This window comes from Rhizobium sp. AN5 (assembly GCF_900215255.1).
Classification (GTDB): Bacteria; Pseudomonadota; Alphaproteobacteria; order Rhizobiales; family Rhizobiaceae; genus Agrobacterium; species Agrobacterium tumefaciens.
In genome coordinates this window covers 1,781,179-1,798,285 of the sequence record NZ_OCMJ01000003.1, presented here as the reverse complement: position 1 = coordinate 1,798,285, position 17,107 = coordinate 1,781,179, and the positions used below count along the sequence as shown (strand labels likewise).

Annotated in this window: 15 protein-coding genes; 2 read left to right on the top strand and 13 right to left on the bottom strand. The window is 59.1% G+C overall.

Annotated elements, in window-relative coordinates:
• Window position 1 precedes the first annotated feature (1 nt).
• The 5 genes from CRP02_RS11640 to CRP02_RS11620 all read right to left on the bottom strand — a co-directional run bounded on the left by CRP02_RS11640 (window position 2) and on the right by CRP02_RS11620 (window position 4,566).
• Window positions 2–1,558 carry a formate dehydrogenase beta subunit gene (locus CRP02_RS11640; protein WP_097171145.1) on the bottom strand — a complete coding sequence of 519 codons (1,557 nt, stop codon included), beginning with the start codon at window positions 1,556–1,558 and terminating at the stop codon, window positions 2–4.
• Window positions 1,555–2,034: a formate dehydrogenase subunit gamma gene (locus CRP02_RS11635; protein ID WP_097171144.1), complete on the bottom strand. Its 480-nt coding sequence runs from the start codon at window positions 2,032–2,034 to the stop codon at window positions 1,555–1,557. Before CRP02_RS11635 ends, CRP02_RS11640 begins: the two co-directional genes overlap by 4 nt.
• A gap of 112 nt (window positions 2,035–2,146) precedes the next feature.
• Window positions 2,147–3,082 carry a LysR family transcriptional regulator gene (locus CRP02_RS11630; RefSeq protein WP_097171143.1) on the bottom strand — a complete coding sequence of 312 codons (936 nt, stop codon included), beginning with the start codon at window positions 3,080–3,082 and terminating at the stop codon, window positions 2,147–2,149.
• 115 nt (window positions 3,083–3,197) lie between these two features.
• Window positions 3,198–3,914, bottom strand: a complete 717-nt coding sequence (locus CRP02_RS11625; protein WP_013761066.1) for an aspartate/glutamate racemase family protein — start codon at window positions 3,912–3,914, stop codon at window positions 3,198–3,200.
• Window positions 3,915–3,936: 22 nt separating this feature from the next.
• Window positions 3,937–4,566 (bottom strand): flavin reductase family protein, encoded by a 630-nt coding sequence (locus CRP02_RS11620; RefSeq protein ID WP_004431356.1) that lies wholly within the window; start codon window positions 4,564–4,566, stop codon window positions 3,937–3,939.
• Window positions 4,567–4,694: 128 nt separating this feature from the next.
• Here CRP02_RS11620 and CRP02_RS11615 point away from each other — a divergent pair, with 128 nt between their 5' ends.
• The gene (locus CRP02_RS11615; protein WP_097171142.1) at window positions 4,695–5,372 is read left to right on the top strand and encodes a GntR family transcriptional regulator; all 678 of its coding nucleotides are present in this window, start codon (window positions 4,695–4,697) and stop codon (window positions 5,370–5,372) included.
• 8 nt (window positions 5,373–5,380) lie between these two features.
• Here the strand turns inward: CRP02_RS11615 and CRP02_RS11610 are convergent, their stop codons facing one another.
• From CRP02_RS11610 to CRP02_RS11580, 7 genes are all read right to left on the bottom strand, one after another.
• Window positions 5,381–6,391: an ABC transporter ATP-binding protein gene (locus tag CRP02_RS11610; protein ID WP_097171141.1), complete on the bottom strand. Its 1,011-nt coding sequence runs from the start codon at window positions 6,389–6,391 to the stop codon at window positions 5,381–5,383.
• The gene (locus tag CRP02_RS11605; protein ID WP_004431353.1) at window positions 6,388–7,371 is read right to left on the bottom strand and encodes an ABC transporter ATP-binding protein; all 984 of its coding nucleotides are present in this window, start codon (window positions 7,369–7,371) and stop codon (window positions 6,388–6,390) included. The genes CRP02_RS11610 and CRP02_RS11605 overlap by 4 nt, the downstream gene beginning before the upstream one ends.
• Window positions 7,364–8,857 (bottom strand): amidohydrolase family protein, encoded by a 1,494-nt coding sequence (locus tag CRP02_RS11600; RefSeq protein ID WP_097171140.1) that lies wholly within the window; start codon window positions 8,855–8,857, stop codon window positions 7,364–7,366. Before CRP02_RS11600 ends, CRP02_RS11605 begins: the two co-directional genes overlap by 8 nt.
• Window positions 8,857–10,050, bottom strand: a complete 1,194-nt coding sequence (locus CRP02_RS11595; RefSeq protein WP_097171139.1) for an amidohydrolase family protein — start codon at window positions 10,048–10,050, stop codon at window positions 8,857–8,859. The genes CRP02_RS11600 and CRP02_RS11595 overlap by 1 nt, the downstream gene beginning before the upstream one ends.
• Before the next feature lie 5 nt (window positions 10,051–10,055).
• The gene (locus CRP02_RS11590) at window positions 10,056–11,006 is read right to left on the bottom strand and encodes an ABC transporter permease (protein WP_025594911.1); all 951 of its coding nucleotides are present in this window, start codon (window positions 11,004–11,006) and stop codon (window positions 10,056–10,058) included.
• 18 nt (window positions 11,007–11,024) lie between these two features.
• On the bottom strand, window positions 11,025–11,993 hold the full coding sequence (locus tag CRP02_RS11585) for an ABC transporter permease (protein WP_004431345.1): 969 nt from the start codon (window positions 11,991–11,993) through the stop codon (window positions 11,025–11,027).
• 171 nt (window positions 11,994–12,164) lie between these two features.
• Window positions 12,165–13,730 (bottom strand): ABC transporter substrate-binding protein, encoded by a 1,566-nt coding sequence (locus CRP02_RS11580; protein ID WP_097171138.1) that lies wholly within the window; start codon window positions 13,728–13,730, stop codon window positions 12,165–12,167.
• A 168-nt stretch (window positions 13,731–13,898) separates the two neighbouring features.
• Between CRP02_RS11580 and CRP02_RS11575 the strand changes: the two genes are divergently transcribed.
• Entirely contained in the window at window positions 13,899–15,398 is a 1,500-nt protein-coding gene (locus CRP02_RS11575; protein ID WP_097171137.1) for an amidohydrolase family protein, read from the top strand.
• Between the two features lie 227 nt (window positions 15,399–15,625).
• Here CRP02_RS11575 and CRP02_RS11570 read toward each other — a convergent pair whose 3' ends face one another.
• Window positions 15,626–16,690 (bottom strand): porin, encoded by a 1,065-nt coding sequence (locus CRP02_RS11570; protein ID WP_097171136.1) that lies wholly within the window; start codon window positions 16,688–16,690, stop codon window positions 15,626–15,628.
• Between the last annotated feature and the right edge of the window lie 417 nt (window positions 16,691–17,107).

Genomic DNA, 17,107 nt, shown 5'->3' with positions numbered 1-17,107 from the left:
CTTACTCCGCCGCTTCGACACGTGGGATGGGTGCAAAATCCTGCGGGAAGTGCCTAAGCGCGCTCATCACGGGATAGGGTGTGAAACCGCCAAGCGCGCAGAGCGAACCGAACTTCATGGTTTCGCACAGGTCTTCCAGCAGCGCCGTATTTCGCTCTGCTTCTATTCCAAGGGAAATCTTGTCGACCGTCTCGACACCGCGTGTCGAACCGATCCGGCATGGCGTACACTTGCCGCAACTTTCGACGGCACAGAATTCCAGGGCAAAACGCGCCTGACGCAGCATATCGGCGGTGTCGTCAAAGACGACGATGCCGGCATGACCGATCAGGCCGCCAGCGGCGGTAAATGCCTCGTAATCGAACAGCGTATCAAACAGCGACACCGGGAAATAAGCACCCAATGGGCCGCCGACCTGAACCGCCTTGACGGGACGGCCCGTAATCGTGCCGCCACCGATTTCGTTGACCAATTGCCCGAGCGGCAGACCGAAAGCGGTCTCGTAAAGGCCGCCATGTCTGATGTTTCCGGCAAGCTGGATCGGGATCGTGCCGTGCGAACGACCAATGCCGAAATCCCGGTAGAACGCCGCGCCGCGATCCATGATCACAGGGATCGAAGCCAGAGAAATGACATTGTTGACTACCGTCGGCTTGCCGAACAGCCCCTGCAGGGCGGGAAGCGGCGGCTTGGCGCGCACCGTGCCGCGTTTGCCTTCGAGACTGTTGAGCAGCGAGGTTTCCTCACCGCATACGTAGGCTCCGGCGCCCATGCGCACCTCGAGATCGAACGCGCGACCCGAACCCAGCACAGACGCGCCGATCACCCCTTCTCGCAGGGCAATGTCGATGGCTTTTTCCATCGTCCTAACGGCATGGGGATATTCGGAGCGGGTGTAGATGTAGCCCTTCGTTGCACCAACCGCGAGGCCGGCAATGGCCATGCCCTCGATAAGGACAAAGGGGTCGCCCTCCATGATCATGCGGTCGGCAAAGGTGCCGCTGTCGCCCTCATCCGCATTGCAGACAATGTATTTCTGATCGGCGGTGGCATCCGCCACGGTTTTCCACTTGATACCGGTCGGAAAACCGGCGCCACCCCGTCCGCGAAGGCCGCTATCGGTGACCTGTTTGACGATCTCCGCGGGGGTGAGTGCAACGGCTCTCTCCAGCCCCCTCATGCCCTTGTTGGCACGGTAGTCTTCCAGCGAAAGCGGATTGGTCACGCCGCAGCGCGCAAACGTCAGGCGCGTCTGATTCTTCAGGAAAGGGATTTCTTCGGTCAGCCCAAGACAGAGCGCATGATCGCCGCCATCAAGAAAATCCGCATCGAACAGCCCGGAAACATCAGAAGCTTTGACCGGTCCATAAGCAACCCGGCCATGATGGGTATCCACCTCTACCAGCACTTCAAGCCAGAGCAGGCCGCGCGAACCGTTGCGGACAAGGCGAATATCAAGATTGCGGGCCGCGGCCTCACCCTGGATTGCATCGGCAACGCGGTCGGCACCAACGGCGAGTGCTGCGGAATCGCAAGGCACGAAAACGGTCACGCTCATCGACGCACCTCCGCCAGAATGTCGCCAAGACAGTGCTCATCCACTCTGGCATGAACCTCGCCATCCAGCATCAGCGCGGGCGCCTGGGCGCAGAGCCCTAGACAGAAGACCGGCTCGAGTGTGACCGAGCCATCCTTTGCCGTCTGGTGCCAGTCAAGACCAAGTTCACCCTTGATGGTATCGGCAAGAGACTCGCAGCCCATCGACTGGCAAGCCTCGGCCCGACAGAGCTTCAGCACATGGCGCCCGCCGGGATGGTCGCGGAAATCGGGATAGAAACTTACGACACCATGCACTTCGGCACGCGATACGTTGAGGGCCAGGGCGATCACCTGCTTGACGCTATCAGGCACATAGCCGAATTCTTCCTGCACCCTGTGCAGGATAGGCAGCATTGGCCCTTCCAGATGCAGACAGTCGTCAATGATAGCCTGCACACGCGTCGCCTCATCTGCGGCGACAGCACGAATATTCATGAGCCAGTCCTCCCAAACCGACAGGTGGCGGGCGTTTGAACCGGAGGACCTCCACATCCTTGTCCGGCGCGCCGCGCTGCCTGATGGCGAAAGAATGGCGAGCGGAGCAAGATCAGGTCAATATCGTCTTTCCGTCAGTCGATAGGAAATTTCTATCAAAAGCAGAGGCCGCGACGCGCAATCGCGCCTCGTGCAGTAGCGCAGATACCAGCGGCGTATGAGGTTCGCGATAGGTGGCGATGAGGCCGACAAGATGCTCCGCATTTGGCTCGACAATGGGTATCATTCGGATCTGCTTCGGAAAACCAAACGATTCTGCGATGTTACGCGGCATAATTGAAGCCCATTGTCCGGTTCGGATATGGGAAAACAGCACGATCATCGAATTGGATTCGAGCGTGGGTTTTGCCTCGACACCCGCTTCGGCCATGTGCTTGTTGATAATGCGGCGGTTTTGCATGTCGGAAGTCAATAGGCAAAGCCGAAGACCCGAAACCTGCTTCCAGGTCACGCTCTCTTGATCGGCAAGGGGCGTGCCGGCGGCCGCAATCAGGTGATATCGCTCCGAGTAAAGCGGAACCGTCGTCACCCGGCCCAGAGGTTCGTTGTCGAGATAGGTGATTCCCGCGTCGATTTCGAGATTTTCGATCTGGCTGAGAACCTGCAACGACGTGCGGGAGGTGACGGAAAACGTGACTGCCGGGTGACGCGCCTGAAAGGGTTCGGTGAGCCTGGGCACCATGGCGAGAGCGGTGGGGATGACGGCCAGCCGGATGTGGCCGGCGAGACCTTTGCGCGCAGCGCGCATTTCCTCCCGCATGGTTCGTGTATCGGCAACGATGCGCCTTGCCCATTCGAGCACCCGCTGCCCCTCGGGTGTCAGGCCCTGATATCGCGCCGCGCGCACGACGAGCACGACACCCAGCTGATCTTCGAGTTGCCGGATGGCCGCAGACAGCGTCGGCTGCGAGATGCCGCACTCCTCCGCGGCCCGCCCGAAATGCTCCGCGCGCGCAAGCGCTATGAAAAACTCCAGCTTGTCGATCATCCTGCCTCCCATCCCGCGCGGCCATTCTGCGGACCGGCGCGAAAGCAGACACTAGAGCGAGGCGGGCTTTGTCGCAAACGCCGTGGAGGCGCTTTGCGGCACCCGCCTTTCCCGGTCAGGCGACGAGCTTGGTTTCCTTCACGCGCGGATAATCATAGGCATTGACCTTGGATGTCACATAACCCGCGCCCACCAGGGCTTCGGCCAATTTGACGGCGGCCGTGACACCATCGATGACAGGGACGCCGGTTGCCTCGCGCAGCCTGTCGCACAGTGCGGACATGCCGGCGCAACCGAGGATGATGGCTTCTGCCGCATCCTCTTTCTTGGCCGCTTCGATTTCGCGAATCAACATCGCCTCGGCTGCAAGCGGATCCTCCTCGAGACCCAGCACCGGCAGATTGATGGCACGAACCCTGCGGCAATGCCGCTGTGCGCCGTAGCTATCGACGAGGTCTTCGATAATGGGGATGGAGCGCGGCAGCGTCGTGATGATGGAAAAGCGGCGGCTGATCGTCATGGCTACCTGAATGCCGGCCTGGCAGATGCCGATGACGGGGCCACGCGCCACTTCACGCGCCGCATGCAGGCCGGGATCATCAAAGCAGGCAATGACATAGGCATCGACGCCCAGCCGCTCGCCCTTGCGGATTTCCTCCAGCATGCCGGGAACAGCCAGCGCCTCATCGGCCCCGCCTTCGATACTGACCGGCGTATCGACAGGATTTGCAGCGGAAATCTTCGTATCCGCCTGCCTGACGCGCAAAGCGCTCTCGAGCGCCTGCGCCGTCATCGAGGCGGTTGAGTTCGGGTTGATCAGACGAATATGCATTCAGGTCAGCCTTTCGGGACTGTCACTTGCCATCTGGCTTGATGAAGTCGGTAATCGGGGGCGCCTTCAAGACGAACTGGCGATCCGAGGTAATGTAGTTGTCGGCATGGAGGCGTGCGATCGGCTGGTATCGATCCGGATCGACATAATGCCCCTCCTTGTCGAGGCAGTCCCTGTGGACATGCATGTGCACGACCTCCCCCAGCACCAGCGTCCGGCGCGGATAATCGATCAGACGCTCCACCCGGCACTCGAAGGCGCAGGGCGATTCCGCTGCAAAGCTCGCATCGATCTTGTTGCAGGGCGTCGGCGTCAGCTGCGCCATCGAAAGTTCGTCGACCTCGCTGTCGAAACCGAGGCCGCAGACAAGCATATGTTCGGAAATAGTCATATCGACCATGTTGACGACAAACTCGCCGGTGCGGCGAATATTGGCCATCGTGTCCTTCTCCTCGCCATTCAGACGCGGCTGGATTCCGAGAACAACGATGGGCGGATCATGGGAGAAGACGTTGAAAAAGCTCATCGGCGCTGCATTGTTGTGGCCCGCTTCCGAGCGGGTCGTGACAAGCGCTATCGGCCGTGGACCAATAAAATTCGTCAGCAACCGATAGCGGCTCTGCGGCTCAAGCGTGGTGAAGTCGAATTCCATGACGTTGCCCTGTTTATAGTATACAATATTGTTTCATATTGTTGACAATTATGCAACCAAAACCCTGTTGAAACAGTTGACTTTTTCGGCGGCATCACGCTTTTCTAACCCTAATGGAGAGCGAACAAATGACCGAGCAGAACGGCCAGTCCACACAGCAAATTGTCGAGAAAGTCTGGCTGTCCATCGCTGAGCGGCGGCTGCGTCCCGGCGTGCAGTTGAAGGAAGAACAACTGGCGACAATTTTCAGCGTCAGCCGTGCACGTATCCGTCAGGCCCTGTCCGTTCTGGAGCGCGACGGTCTCGTCACCATCGTTCCCAATCGGGGCGCGTTCGTTTCGAAACCATCGGTCGAAGAAGCCAGAGACGTGTTCTTCGTGCGTCGCACCGTGGAGCAATGTGTCGTTGAACGTCTGTGCAAATCGGCCAACAAGGCCGATCTGAAACGGCTTCGCGACCATGTCGCCAAGGAGCGTGTGGCCAATGCTCACAACATCACCACCGATATCATCAAGCTCTCCGGCGGGTTCCATCTGCTGCTGGCGGAAACGGCCGGTTCCGATTTCCTGTTCACCACCATGCGCGACCTCATTTCGCGTTCCTCCCTCATCACCGCCGTTTACCGCAACACCGACCGCTTCAATTGCGGACCGGACGAGCATGCGGAAATCGTCGATGCGATTGCCAATAACGACCCGGCGAAAGCCACGCATCTGATGACCCACCATCTGGAACATGTGGAAGCGGAACTCGATCTCAGCGAAATCCGCGACCTTTCCCACGATCTGCGCGCCGCGCTCGCCTGACCCGACGCTCAGACGAGTTCTCTTTCCTTCACAACCAGATCTTCTTCGTCCGCCACCAGATGGCAGGCGACACGTGTGCCGCTGGCAAGCGTGCGCACCTTTGGCACCTCCGCCGAACAGCGCGCCGTTGCAAGCGGGCAACGCGGATGAAACGTGCATCCCGATGGCGGTTTGAGCGGGCTTGGAACTTCACCGGCAACCAGTTCCCGGTCACGGCGCGGCGCGTCGATATTGGGAATGGTCTGCAGCAGAAGCTGGGTATAGGGGTGACGCGGGCGGGCAAACAGCTCCTCCGTGTCGCCCTCCTCCACGATGCGGCCAAGATACATGACCGCAATGCGGTCCGACATGTGGCGAACCACGCTCATGTCGTGGCTGATGAACAGATAGGTCAGCCCCAGCTCGTCCTGAAGGCGTCGCATCAGGTTCAGCACCTGCGCCTGCACCGATACATCGAGTGCCGATGTCGGCTCGTCACAGACCAGAAACTCGGGCTCGCTCGCCAAAGCGCGGGCAATCGAGATGCGCTGGCGCTGGCCGCCTGAAAATTCATGCGGAAACTTTTCGCCGTCCGAAGCAGACAGACCAACCGTCAGCAACAGTTCCTCCACCCGTTCCATGGTCTCGGCCCGGGTCGCACGAAGTTTCAGTTCGCGGATGGGTTCGGCAATGATATTCTTCACCCGCCAGCGCGGATTGAGCGAGGCATAGGGATCCTGAAAGATCATCTGCGCCGAAAGTGGCGTATCCTTGCGACCCTTGGCGAAGTGGAAATCACCCGCACTTGGCCGGAACAGCCCGGTCACCAGACGGGCAACCGTGGACTTGCCGCAGCCGCTTTCCCCCACGATGCTGAGACAGCCGCCCGCCGGAACCGTAAAATCGATGTCGTTCACGGCCTGGACGAATTGCCGGGGCTTCCGCTCGATGACCCGATTGAGCCATGGGGCAGAGACATCGAAGGTCTTGGTGAGGCCCTTGACCGTCAATGCGGGTGTTTTTTGCGCGGGCGTGTTCATGCTGTACCTCCTGCATTCATCCAGCAAGCGCTGGCGCCATCACCCACCGCTTCCAGTTCCGGCCGCTCGCGAAGACAGCGCGGTCCTGAGAACCCGCAGCGCGGATTGAAGGCGCATCCGGGCGGGATGGCGTCGAGACGCGGCATGGCCCCGTCGATCTGGTTGAGCCGTTCCACTCGCGCGCCGAGCGAAGGAATGGAGGCCATCAGGCCCTGCGTATAGGGGTGCCTAGGCGCATGGAGAACCTGTTCGACCGGCCCCACCTCTATCAACCTGCCGGCATAAAGCACGGCAACGCGGTCGGCCGCTTCGGCAATAACGCCCATATCATGGGTGACCAGCATGACGGCCGTCTGCTTTTCCTTGCAGAGCTTGCGCAGCAGCGAGATGATCTGCGCCTGGATTGACACGTCAAGCGCCGTCGTCGGTTCATCGGCGATGATCAGTTTCGGCGACGCCGCAAGTGCGAGCGCTATGACGACGCGCTGACGCATGCCGCCGGAGAATTGATGCGGATGGTGATCGACGCGCTCTTCCGGAGATGGAATACCGACATCACGCAAAAGCTGGACTGCGCGTGCCTTTGCATCCCTTTTCGAAAGCGGCAGATGCTGGCGGATCGTCTCGACAAGCTGCGCGCCAACCGTGAACAGCGGATTGAGTGAGGTGAGCGGATCCTGAAAGATCGCGCCGATTTCCCGGCCACGGATGCTTTCCATCGCCCTGTCATCGAGTTGATCGATACGACGCGACCCAAGCCATATTTCGCCATCCGCGATGCGGCCCGGTTTTTCGAGCAGGCCCTGTATCGCAAGGCCGGTCATGGATTTTCCGGCACCGGACTCCCCGACCACACCGAGGATTTCGCCGGGGCGGATGGAAAGGCTGATGTCCGAAAGAGCCGTCACCGTTCCGCGACGGCCGGGAAACTCGACTTTCAAATTGCGGACATCAATAACCGACTGGTTCATGTCATCCATTGGTATTCACCTCCACCGGGTAGCTCGGGGGGAAGATTTCCGAAACGGGCGGATTGGCCCAGCTTCGCTCGGGATATTTCGCGATCAGCCCATCGAACTGCGCCTGCGCTTGAATGCGGGCGCTCGCCATATCGATGTTCGCGACCTGTCTTTCCCGCATGGAGAGACGGCCATCGACAAACACGGCGCGCGTGATTTTGCCCGAACCGCCGGTGACAACAGTCGTGATCGGATCGAGGCTTGGCGCCATCACCGTGTCATCGAGATCGAAGACCGCGATATCGGCGCGCGCACCCTTGGAAAGATGCCCGAGATCAGACCGGCCCAGCGCCCGAGCGCCGCCGAGTGTGGCGGCGTCGAACAGATCGGCCGAGCGGACCTTATCTGGAGCACCGTCATTGATGCGGCAGGTGATGAGACCGACAAGCAGGTTCATCAGCATGTCGGCGGGCGCCGTATCGGTGCCCATCGCGATGTTTATTCCAAGCCGTCGGCAGGCGGAGAAGGACGACAGCGTACTGCCGCTTCTGGCAGAAACCAGCGGACAGTGGACGATCGACACGCCATTTTCCGCGTAGAGCGCCAGATCTTCGTCCGTCGCATTGGTGGCATGCGGCGCGATAAGGCGGTCGCTCAACAGGCCTGCCTTGGCGAGCCACACCGGTGCAGTCGAGCCATGCAGCTTGCGAACCGTATCGATCTCCATGGTGCCCTGCGCCATGTGCAGCCGGAATTTGCAGCCGAGATCACGGGCGGCCGCATCGGTTCTTTCGAGTAGGGTGAGCGTCGATGTTTCAACCCTATCAGGTGCGAGAAGGCCGCGGACGAGATCACCGTGCCTTCCGGTCTGCCGTTCGATGAACGACACGGCTTCCTTCAGCCCCTGAAGACCGCGTTCCTCATCGAACACTGGCACCATGCGCCCCGGCTCTTCCAGCACCATGCCGCCGGAGCGGAAGGCGGGGCTGAGATAGACCCGGAGACCAAGTTCGCCGGCAGCATCGGCCGCAGCCTCGAATTCAGCGACCGTTTCTCCCCATTCACGATAAAACAGCGAGGCAATGGGTGCCGCCGTGGTGATGCCGTTGAGGAGAAGCTGGCCAAAGGCGAAACGTTTCTGGAAGGCAAGCTCATCCTCTGAATACATCTCGTAAGGACCGGCCTCGACATAGGAGCGCGGCCATACACGGCCCTTCGCCCAGCCGGGGTGATTGTCGATCCCCAAAATAGTCGTATCGAAATCGGAAAGCGCATCTAGGTCGATCAGGCCGGGGCTGATCAGGGCATTGCCGAAATCGACGCGGCGTGCGACCTCGCCCGGAAAGCCATGCCCGACAAAAAGGATTTCGCCGTTCTCGAAAACCACTTCGCCGTTTTTCAACAGCCGGTGAGACCCGTCCTTATGACCGACCACCCAGCTTGCGGTGAGCAGCGTGCGACCGGAGGGGCGTTCACCGAGAGCGATAGACTGTAGCGGATTGCTCATCATGATGCCTCCACCACGGCCTTGCCGCCTCTGGCGGTCACGCGTCCGCCCTTTACGACCAGAGGCCGCGGCGCGACATCGACAACGGCATGGGCCAATGTTTCGCCGGTCAGAAGCGTGAAGTCTGCGGCACAGCCAACCTCAAGACCGTAATCCTTGAGGCCCATGACATCGGCACCGCCCTGTGAGACGACATGGAGGACATGCGCAAGCTCGATATCCGAGCGCAAGCCGTTCTTCATGCCGATGATCTTGGCCCGGTCGAGCATATCCGGCTGGCCCCACGGTCCCCAGGTATCGCGAATGCCGTCACAACCGCCGCCAACGCGAACGCCGGCTTCCTTCAGCCGCATGATCGACGGCACGGTTGCCGAGGGCGCGCCCGTCGTCAGGATCGCCACATCGAGCCGGGCGATCTCATCGATCAGCTTGCCGACCCTGATGTAATCATTCATGCCCAGCGCAAAGGCGTGGCTGATTGCGACCTTGCCTTCCATGCCATTGGCACGAATACGCTCGAAGATCAGCTCCATCGTAAAGGCGCCGAGATCGGCAGCCTCATGCAGATGAATGTCGATCGGCACGCCGTGCTTGACCGCGAGTTGAAAGAGGATATCGAGCTGGCCTTTGGGATCGCGATCGATGCCGCAGGGATCGATGCCGCCAAGGACTTCGCAACCCTGTTTCAAGGCCTCGTCCAGCAGCTCCACCGTGCCGGGCATGACCATGACGCCGGACTGCGGGAAGGCAACGACCTCGATGTCGATGATGCCTTTCAGCTTCTCACGTGTTTCCCATATGCCTTCGACAAGCTTCAGGCCGTGGGTCGGGTCGATATCCACATGGCTGCGGATATGCGTGCCGCCGTTTGCAGCAAGGCCGATGGCGTGGCGCATGGACTGGCGGTGTGGATCGATACCGATCTGGGTGCGGTTCTCGCGCTCGAAATCGATCCGCCCGCGCAGGATGGCGGCGCGGTTGTTCTCATGCCAGGGCATGCCCCATGTCGTCTTGTCGAGATGGGTGTGAGCATCGATGAGGCCGGGCGCGACGATTGCGCCGTTGCCATCCTCGACCGGCATGCCGGGTTCGGCCTCGAACTTTCCAAAACCGGCAATCTTTCCCTGTCTTACCAGAATATCGCAGGTGTCGCCCGCCATGGGCCTGACGTTGCGGAGCAAAAGATCGTGCATGGAACTCACCTCAGTTTCGGATTGAGCGCATCGCGCAGCCAGTCACCCAGAAGGTTGACGGTGACGACGAGCAGGCAGAGCTGGAAAACGGGAAACAACACGATCCACCAGGAACCGGAAAACAGGAACTGGTTGCCGATGCGGATCAGCGTTCCGAGCGACGGCTGGCTGGGTGGCATGCCGATGCCGAGGAACGACAACGTCGCTTCGGTCAGGATCGCCATGCCGAAGTTGAGCGTGGCGGCAACCATGATCGGCGTCAGCGTATTGGGCAGAATATGGTTTGCCATGATGCGGCGCGCGGGAACGCCGATCAGCTTCGCTGCCTGCACATAGTCCTTGCCGGTTTCGACTATCGCCTGGGCACGCACGGTGCGCGCATATTGCACCCAGGCGGAAAGCGCGATGGCGAGAATGAGCACGGCAGATGCGCCGACCTCGCGAAGATTGTCCGGCAGCATCTGCCTGACGACCGTGGAGACGAGAATTGCCACCAGAATTGTCGGAATGGAGAGCGTGATATCGCCGATGCGCATCAGGAGATTATCGGCAAAACCGCCGAAGTAACCGGCGACAAGCCCGGCAGTCATGCCGATGACCAAGGAAAGCGCGACCGAGGCGACGCCGATGACGATCGATATGCGCGTGCCGTAGAGGATAGCGGAGAGCATGTCGCGCCCTTGCGTATCCGTGCCGAGCAGAAATGGCCATTCGCCGCCCTCCTGCCACACCGGCGGCAGTTCGGCCTTCCACATGTCGAGCGAAGCGCCGTCATAGGGGTTCTGCGGTGCGATCAGGGGCGCGAAAACGGCGGCGAGGATGAGGACTGCAAGGATCAGCGCGCTGATCTTCGCCGATCTGCTGTGGCTGAACGACCAGTAGAGATCGCTGTTGCGTATGCGCTTGATGAGCGACGGGCGGGCAGGTTTTGCCGTTTGCGGAAGGTCTGTGGCCATGAAACCGGCTCCCTTCGGTTAGCGCGCAGTGCGCAGACGCGGATCGATCACCGCATAGGCAATGTCGACGAACGTGTTGAGGACAACGAAGATGAAGGAAATGATGCAGAGATAGGCCGCCATGACGGGGATATCGAGAAACGTCACCGCCTGTATGAACAGCATGCCCATGCCCGGCCACTGAAACACCGTCTCGGTGATGAGCGCAAAAGCGATGAGCGAACCGACATTCATCGTCGTCAGCGTCACAACAGGCATAAGACAGTTTCGCAGCGCATGGCGGAAATAGATGCGCCAGCGGGGAATGCCGCGTGCACGGGCGAATTTCACGAAATCGGACCGCAGCACCTCCAGCATCTCGGCGCGGACCAGACGCATGACGAGCGTGATCTGGTAAAGCGAGAGCGCGATGGCAGGCAGAATGAGTGCGGCACGCCCCGATGAGGTGAGCAGGCCGGTGGACCACCAGCCGAGCTGCACGACATCACCGCGACCAAAGGCCGGCGCCCAGCCGAGGCTGACCGAAAAGACGAGAATAAGCAGAATGCCGACAACGAAGCTTGGCAGCGAGACGCCGACAATCGACAGGAATTGCAGGCCCTCCGTATACCACTTTCCGCGCCTGATCGCCGTCAGCACCCCGAGCGGCAGGCCGACGACCAGCGATATGATCGTGGCCACCAGAACCAGTTCCAGCGTGGCTGGAAACCGCTCCGCGATCAGCGGCAGCACCTGCTGGCCGTTGCGATAGGAAACGCCGAAATTGCCCTGGGCGGCATCTTTGACAAACCGCAGATATTGCGTTGGCAGACTGTCGTTAAGACCAAGGCGCTCACGCAACGCGGCGCGATCTTCCTGCGATGTCTGCTCCCCCACCATCAGCTCGACGGGGTCTCCCGCAAGCCTGAAAATGAGAAATGCAATAAGCGCGACGGAAAGCATGACCAGAATGGCATTTCCCATACGCTTGATGATGAAAACCAGCATTGTAACCTCTCGGATGCAAACCCGTGGCCAAAAGGCAGGCAGGTTCGCCCATTTTTGCAAGAGACGGGGCACGGGCCGCATGCGCCCGTAACATTGTCAACAATTGCACCGGCAGCGGAGCATTCAGGGAGGCGTTAAGCGAAATGCCCAACGCCTCCCTGATATTCCGGATTACTTGCCGACCTGCGTCAGCCAGTGGCGCGGTTTGTTGTCGGCGCGGAAATCAACGCTCTTGACCTTTCCGAGCATGGCCCAGGCGATGGGCTGCTGGTGCAGCGGAACAAGCATCGTCTCGTCCTTGGCGATTTTCAATGCAGCTTCTTCAAGCGCGAGACGCTTGGTATTGTCCTGCTCGTGTGCTGCCTGATCCACCAGCTTGTCGATCTCGGGGTTAGACCAGCCGCCATAGTTGGATACGCCCATCGCGCCCTTGCGGGTCGACAGGATCTGCGACAGGAACGAGAAGGCATCGAGCGTCGGCTCGTTCGCCCAGCTGAGGTTGAAGACATCGGCCTTGCCACCATTGCGCTTGGGAGACTGTACCGAACGCGGAGCGATGTCGATTGTCGGCTGGAAACCGCCGCGCTTGAGCATGTTGGCAACGCCGGAGCAGATGTCTTCCTCGTTGATGCTCTCGTCATTCATGCAGGTATAGGTGAATGCAAGGTTCTTCATCCCCGCATCGGCAAGCAGCTTCTGCGCCTTTGCCGGATCGGCGGGCTGATAGGTATCAAGCGACTTGGCGTAACCCGCAATCTCAGGCGCAATAAGCGAGCCGGACGGTCTTGCAAGATCGCGCATGACCTTCTTGTTGATGAGATCACGATCGATCGACGCCTCGAATGCCTGGCGAACGCGAAGATCGTTGAACGGGTTAGGCTTGCCGTCTTCCAGCTTTTCGCGGCGATTGAAGCCGATGAACAGCGTGCGCAGCTCGGTGCGCTTCTTCACCGTGATGTTGGGCGAGGATTCCAGACGCGGCAGATCCTGGATCGGTGCGGAATCGATCAGGTCGATTTCGCCGGAGAGCAAAGCTGCAACGCGGGTTGCGGCCGAGGCAATCGGCACGAATTCGATGCGATCGAGATTGTGTTTTTTCTGATCCCACCAGGCATCGTTGGCGACAAGAACCGTCTTGCTATCAGGAACACGGCTATCAAGCTTGAACGGGCCGGTGCCGTTGGTATGCATCGTCGTGTAGCCATCGACCTTGGAAGCGAAGTCGGTCGGCTTTTCGCTGTTGTTATCTTTCAACCACTTGGCGTTGAAGATGAAGATATTGGTGATGTCGTTGAGGAAAAGCGAGGTTGGCGCGGTGACGTTCAGATCGACGGTGTAATCATCGACCTTCTTAACGCCCGCAAAAACCGGAATATTGCCGCGCAATGGCGAGGTGGCATCCGAAGCGCGCGTGAAGGATGCAACAACGTCGTCAGCGGTAAAATCAGCACCATCATGGAACTTCACACCTTTGCGCAGGGTGAAACGCCATGTTTTTTCATCAACAAGTTTCCACTCCGTCGCAAGCGCCGGCTCGATCTTGAAGTCCGGCCCGTAACGCACCAGCCCTTCATAGATATGATTGAGAAAGGCGAGGTTGGAGGTGGAAGGCACCGAATACGGATCAAGCGAGTAGAGATCCGCGCGGCCGCCCCAACGCAAGGTTTCTGCGTTTGCGGGAACGGCAATGGCGGCGGCGGCCATGGCGGCCAGAACGAAACTTCTAATTCGGGACATTTGATCCCCCCTTTTTATAAATCATTGGATAGCCGGCAGACCTACCGGCCGGACAAGGCGGAGTATTGTTTCGCACAGCCGTATTGTCAATAATATTGTTGACAATTATCGTATCCAAAATCGCGAGGTTCTGGATACAAGCTACACTTCAATGAGGGAGAGGACGAAATGGGGAATTTTCTGCTGCTGCACGGCACGATGGTGACGGTGGATCGTGAAAGACGCATCATCGAGGATTGTGGCCTTGCCATTCAGGGCGACCGTATTGTCGACATCGGTACAGCAGCGGAGCTGGCGCCACGTCACACCGACAAGCAGATCATAGATTGCCGGGGAAAACTCATCATTCCCGGCCTCATTGACGCCCATGGCCATGCAGGGCACGCCCTCATCCGCAGCATTGCGGCCGACACCAACGCCATGTGGATGAAGGTCGTGACGCCGACCTACTACCACTACGTCACACGCGATTACTGGTATGCGGACGGCCTGGTCTCCGGCATCGAGCGGCTGCGCGCCGGCGTGACGACCGGTGCCAGTATCATCACCTCGATGCCACGCGCCGACGACCCCGTCTTTGCCATCAACCACGCCCGCGCTTATGACGAGATCGGGCTTCGTGAAATCATCTGCGTTGGACCTTCCGGCCTGCCCTGGCCGCACCCGGTGACCCGATGGGAAAGCGGCTCTCCGGAGCGCCGCAATGTAAGCTTCGAGGAAATGATCGAGGGCAGCGAAGCCACGATCGAGGCCCTGAACGGAATGGCAGACGGACGCATCAGTGTTTTCCTGACACCCTTTACCATCGTTCCCTCGGTGGAACCCTCCAACGCTTCAAGCCCCGACCAGGCGGTGAAACTGACGGAAAACGACCGCATGCAAGCGCGCCGCATTCGCGAAACGGCCCGGAAAATGGGCGTCAGACTGCATTCGGATGCATTTGCGGGACAAATCCGCATGGCGTTTCAGGATAAGGAAAATGCGCTTCTCGGCCCGGATATCCACCTCCAGCACTGCTGGGGCATCTCGCATGAAGAGATCGACATTCTGGCGGAAACCGGCACGCGCGTGACCCACGCCCCGCCGGGCCGCTCAACGCCGATCATGGAAATGATGTCCAAGGGGATTCGAGTCGCCATCACCACCGACGGCGCGGCACCCAGCCGTCACTTCGATATGCTCCAGACCGCCCGACTTGCACAGTTCACGCAACACCTGCTGCACAATCACGATCGCTACCTGCTGCCGCCGGGCAAGATATTCGAAATGATCACCATCGACGCCGCCCATGCCATCGGCATGGAAGATGAAATCGGCTCGCTCGAAATTGGCAAAAAGGCCGATGTCGTCATTATCGACATGCGCAAGCCACATCTGATGCCGATGTGGATGCCGGTGCACCGTTTGGTGCATCAAGTTCTGGGAAGCGATGTCGATACCGTTTTCGTTGATGGCAAGATGCTGATGGAAAACGGCCGTGTTCTGACGACCGACGTCGATGCGGCTCTCTCTTTCGGACAGGAAGAGGCACTGGCACTTGCCGCCCGTGCCGGTCTTGAAGCCCACATGCATGATCCCGGTTGGGGCCGTTTGTTGCGAACCTTCGAAGAACCGGTCCACCCTCCCCAGCCGCCCGCTCCAGTACTGGACCGCGATAACGCAACCTAATTTCGGAAACCGGTGCCACACCAACCGGCTCGCAGATCCGCGCGACCAGATTGTTGACAAAAAGATTGCCGGAACCTTCTTCAAAACAAAAACTCCCCGGCCTGGAGGGGTCCGGGGAGCAAACCTGACGTTATGCCAGGAACTTTGACTGGAGCTAGCACTCACCCGCTCAAGAGCGGGGTGGATCTGAGTTATCTAACCAGACTTATGCTTTTTTCTTATGGCTATTAGAACGCGCGCTGCAGGCGAACGAAACCGGTCCAGCTGTCGCCGCCGCCGTTAACACCCTTGGTGCCGTCGACGTCCTGATAGGTAACCGATGCCAGCGTGGAAAGACCGGAGGTGATCTTGTAGCCAGCGGCAACGCCAGCGCGCCATGCGTCACGATTGCCAACGAAGTCGTTGTTAGCACCGATGTCGATCGTACCGAAGTACTGGAAGCCGGGGGTGATGGTCAGCTTGTCAGTTGCCTTGATTGCGTATTCAGCAGCAACGGACCATTCGGATTCTTCGTAGTAGTAGTTGGCGCCGGAAGCCCATACGCCGGAGAGGCCGAGGGTGCCCGGACCGATGTCAGCCGTGACGATTGCACGGATTGCACCGTTTTCCTGGTTAGTGTCGTAAGCGCCGAGCAGGTTGGCCTTAACGCCGCCGAACTTGCCGCCGATGATGGCGCTGACGCCGACATCGTTCGTGTTGGTCTTGAACTTGCCGCCCTTTGAAACGCCAAGCTCGGACGTGCCCTTGCGCGCGCCTTCCAGCTCTTCAGCTGCGGCACCAACGTAGAAGGAGCCGGCGTCGTAGGTGTAACGGATAGCGTTCAGACGGGTGCGGTTGGAGCTGAGCTGGTCATACTCGCCGGAGAGACCGTCATCCCACCAGTTGTAGTAGAAACCAACCTTCAGGCCGCTGAGTTCGATGAAAGCCTGATCGAGAACGACGTTACGGTCGGTGTCGTTGTCGGCCTGGCCACGCAGACCGAAATAGCCGCGCAGAGCGCCGAGCTCGGTGTCGGTGCGGGTGTCGACGTTAAACTGGGCACGCGTGAACGAATCCCAGTCAGACGTGCCGGACTGGTTACGACCGAAGTCGGTCTGGAAACGAACGTAGCCGTCGAACTTCAGGCAGGTTTCGGTGCCGGGGATGTAGAAGAAGCCGGTGCCGAAGGCGTCGCAAACGCGAACATATTCCATGGGCTCGGGTTCGGCAGCGACGATAGCGTCAGCGGCCTGTGCGCCGGATACTGCTGCGAGAGCGGCAGCGGAGCCGATGAGGAGGCTCTTGATGTTCATTTTTAATCTCCAGTCAAAAAATTTTTCAACGAATGCGCAAAACTGAGGGCTGGTCTTTTCCCTGCCGCCCGCTTCTCTGCGCTGATTCAGCAAATGGCAGAAACTACGGGAGACTCGCAATTCAAATCTAAAGAATACAAATACACTTAAAGCATACAATCAAATCACGTAGTAAAATTACAACAAATTAATAGCTTAATATATTATACATAAATATTTTATTTGGTGATTGCGATATTTATTACTTAGTTATTGCACAAATTAGTTCTAATGTTTGTGAATTATAATACTAGAACAAACTTGCGCCCAATCCCGCAATCGCTTGGGAAAGGCATCAAGTGTCATGGATGAAGATGAGGGGATGCGGGCTTTTGATGCCGTGTGGGGTCGCAATAAGGGTGATATGGCCGCACTCCG

Coding starts and splice junctions, on each gene's coding strand:
- CRP02_RS11615 (WP_097171142.1), top strand. CDS start 4,695: ATGACCGAGCAGAACGGCCAGTCCACACAGCAAATTGTCGAGAAAGTC.
- CRP02_RS11600 (WP_097171140.1), bottom strand. CDS start 8,857: ATGAGCAATCCGCTACAGTCTATCGCTCTCGGTGAACGCCCCTCCGGT.
- CRP02_RS11625 (WP_013761066.1), bottom strand. CDS start 3,914: ATGCATATTCGTCTGATCAACCCGAACTCAACCGCCTCGATGACGGCG.
- CRP02_RS11595 (WP_097171139.1), bottom strand. CDS start 10,050: ATGCACGATCTTTTGCTCCGCAACGTCAGGCCCATGGCGGGCGACACC.
- CRP02_RS11570 (WP_097171136.1), bottom strand. CDS start 16,690: ATGAACATCAAGAGCCTCCTCATCGGCTCCGCTGCCGCTCTCGCAGCA.
- CRP02_RS11590 (WP_025594911.1), bottom strand. CDS start 11,006: ATGGCCACAGACCTTCCGCAAACGGCAAAACCTGCCCGCCCGTCGCTC.
- CRP02_RS11620 (WP_004431356.1), bottom strand. CDS start 4,566: ATGGAATTCGACTTCACCACGCTTGAGCCGCAGAGCCGCTATCGGTTG.
- CRP02_RS11630 (WP_097171143.1), bottom strand. CDS start 3,082: ATGATCGACAAGCTGGAGTTTTTCATAGCGCTTGCGCGCGCGGAGCAT.
- CRP02_RS11640 (WP_097171145.1), bottom strand. CDS start 1,558: ATGAGCGTGACCGTTTTCGTGCCTTGCGATTCCGCAGCACTCGCCGTT.
- CRP02_RS11610 (WP_097171141.1), bottom strand. CDS start 6,391: ATGAACACGCCCGCGCAAAAAACACCCGCATTGACGGTCAAGGGCCTC.
- CRP02_RS11635 (WP_097171144.1), bottom strand. CDS start 2,034: ATGAATATTCGTGCTGTCGCCGCAGATGAGGCGACGCGTGTGCAGGCT.
- CRP02_RS11585 (WP_004431345.1), bottom strand. CDS start 11,993: ATGCTGGTTTTCATCATCAAGCGTATGGGAAATGCCATTCTGGTCATG.
- CRP02_RS11575 (WP_097171137.1), top strand. CDS start 13,899: ATGGGGAATTTTCTGCTGCTGCACGGCACGATGGTGACGGTGGATCGT.
- CRP02_RS11580 (WP_097171138.1), bottom strand. CDS start 13,730: ATGTCCCGAATTAGAAGTTTCGTTCTGGCCGCCATGGCCGCCGCCGCC.
- CRP02_RS11605 (WP_004431353.1), bottom strand. CDS start 7,371: ATGGATGACATGAACCAGTCGGTTATTGATGTCCGCAATTTGAAAGTC.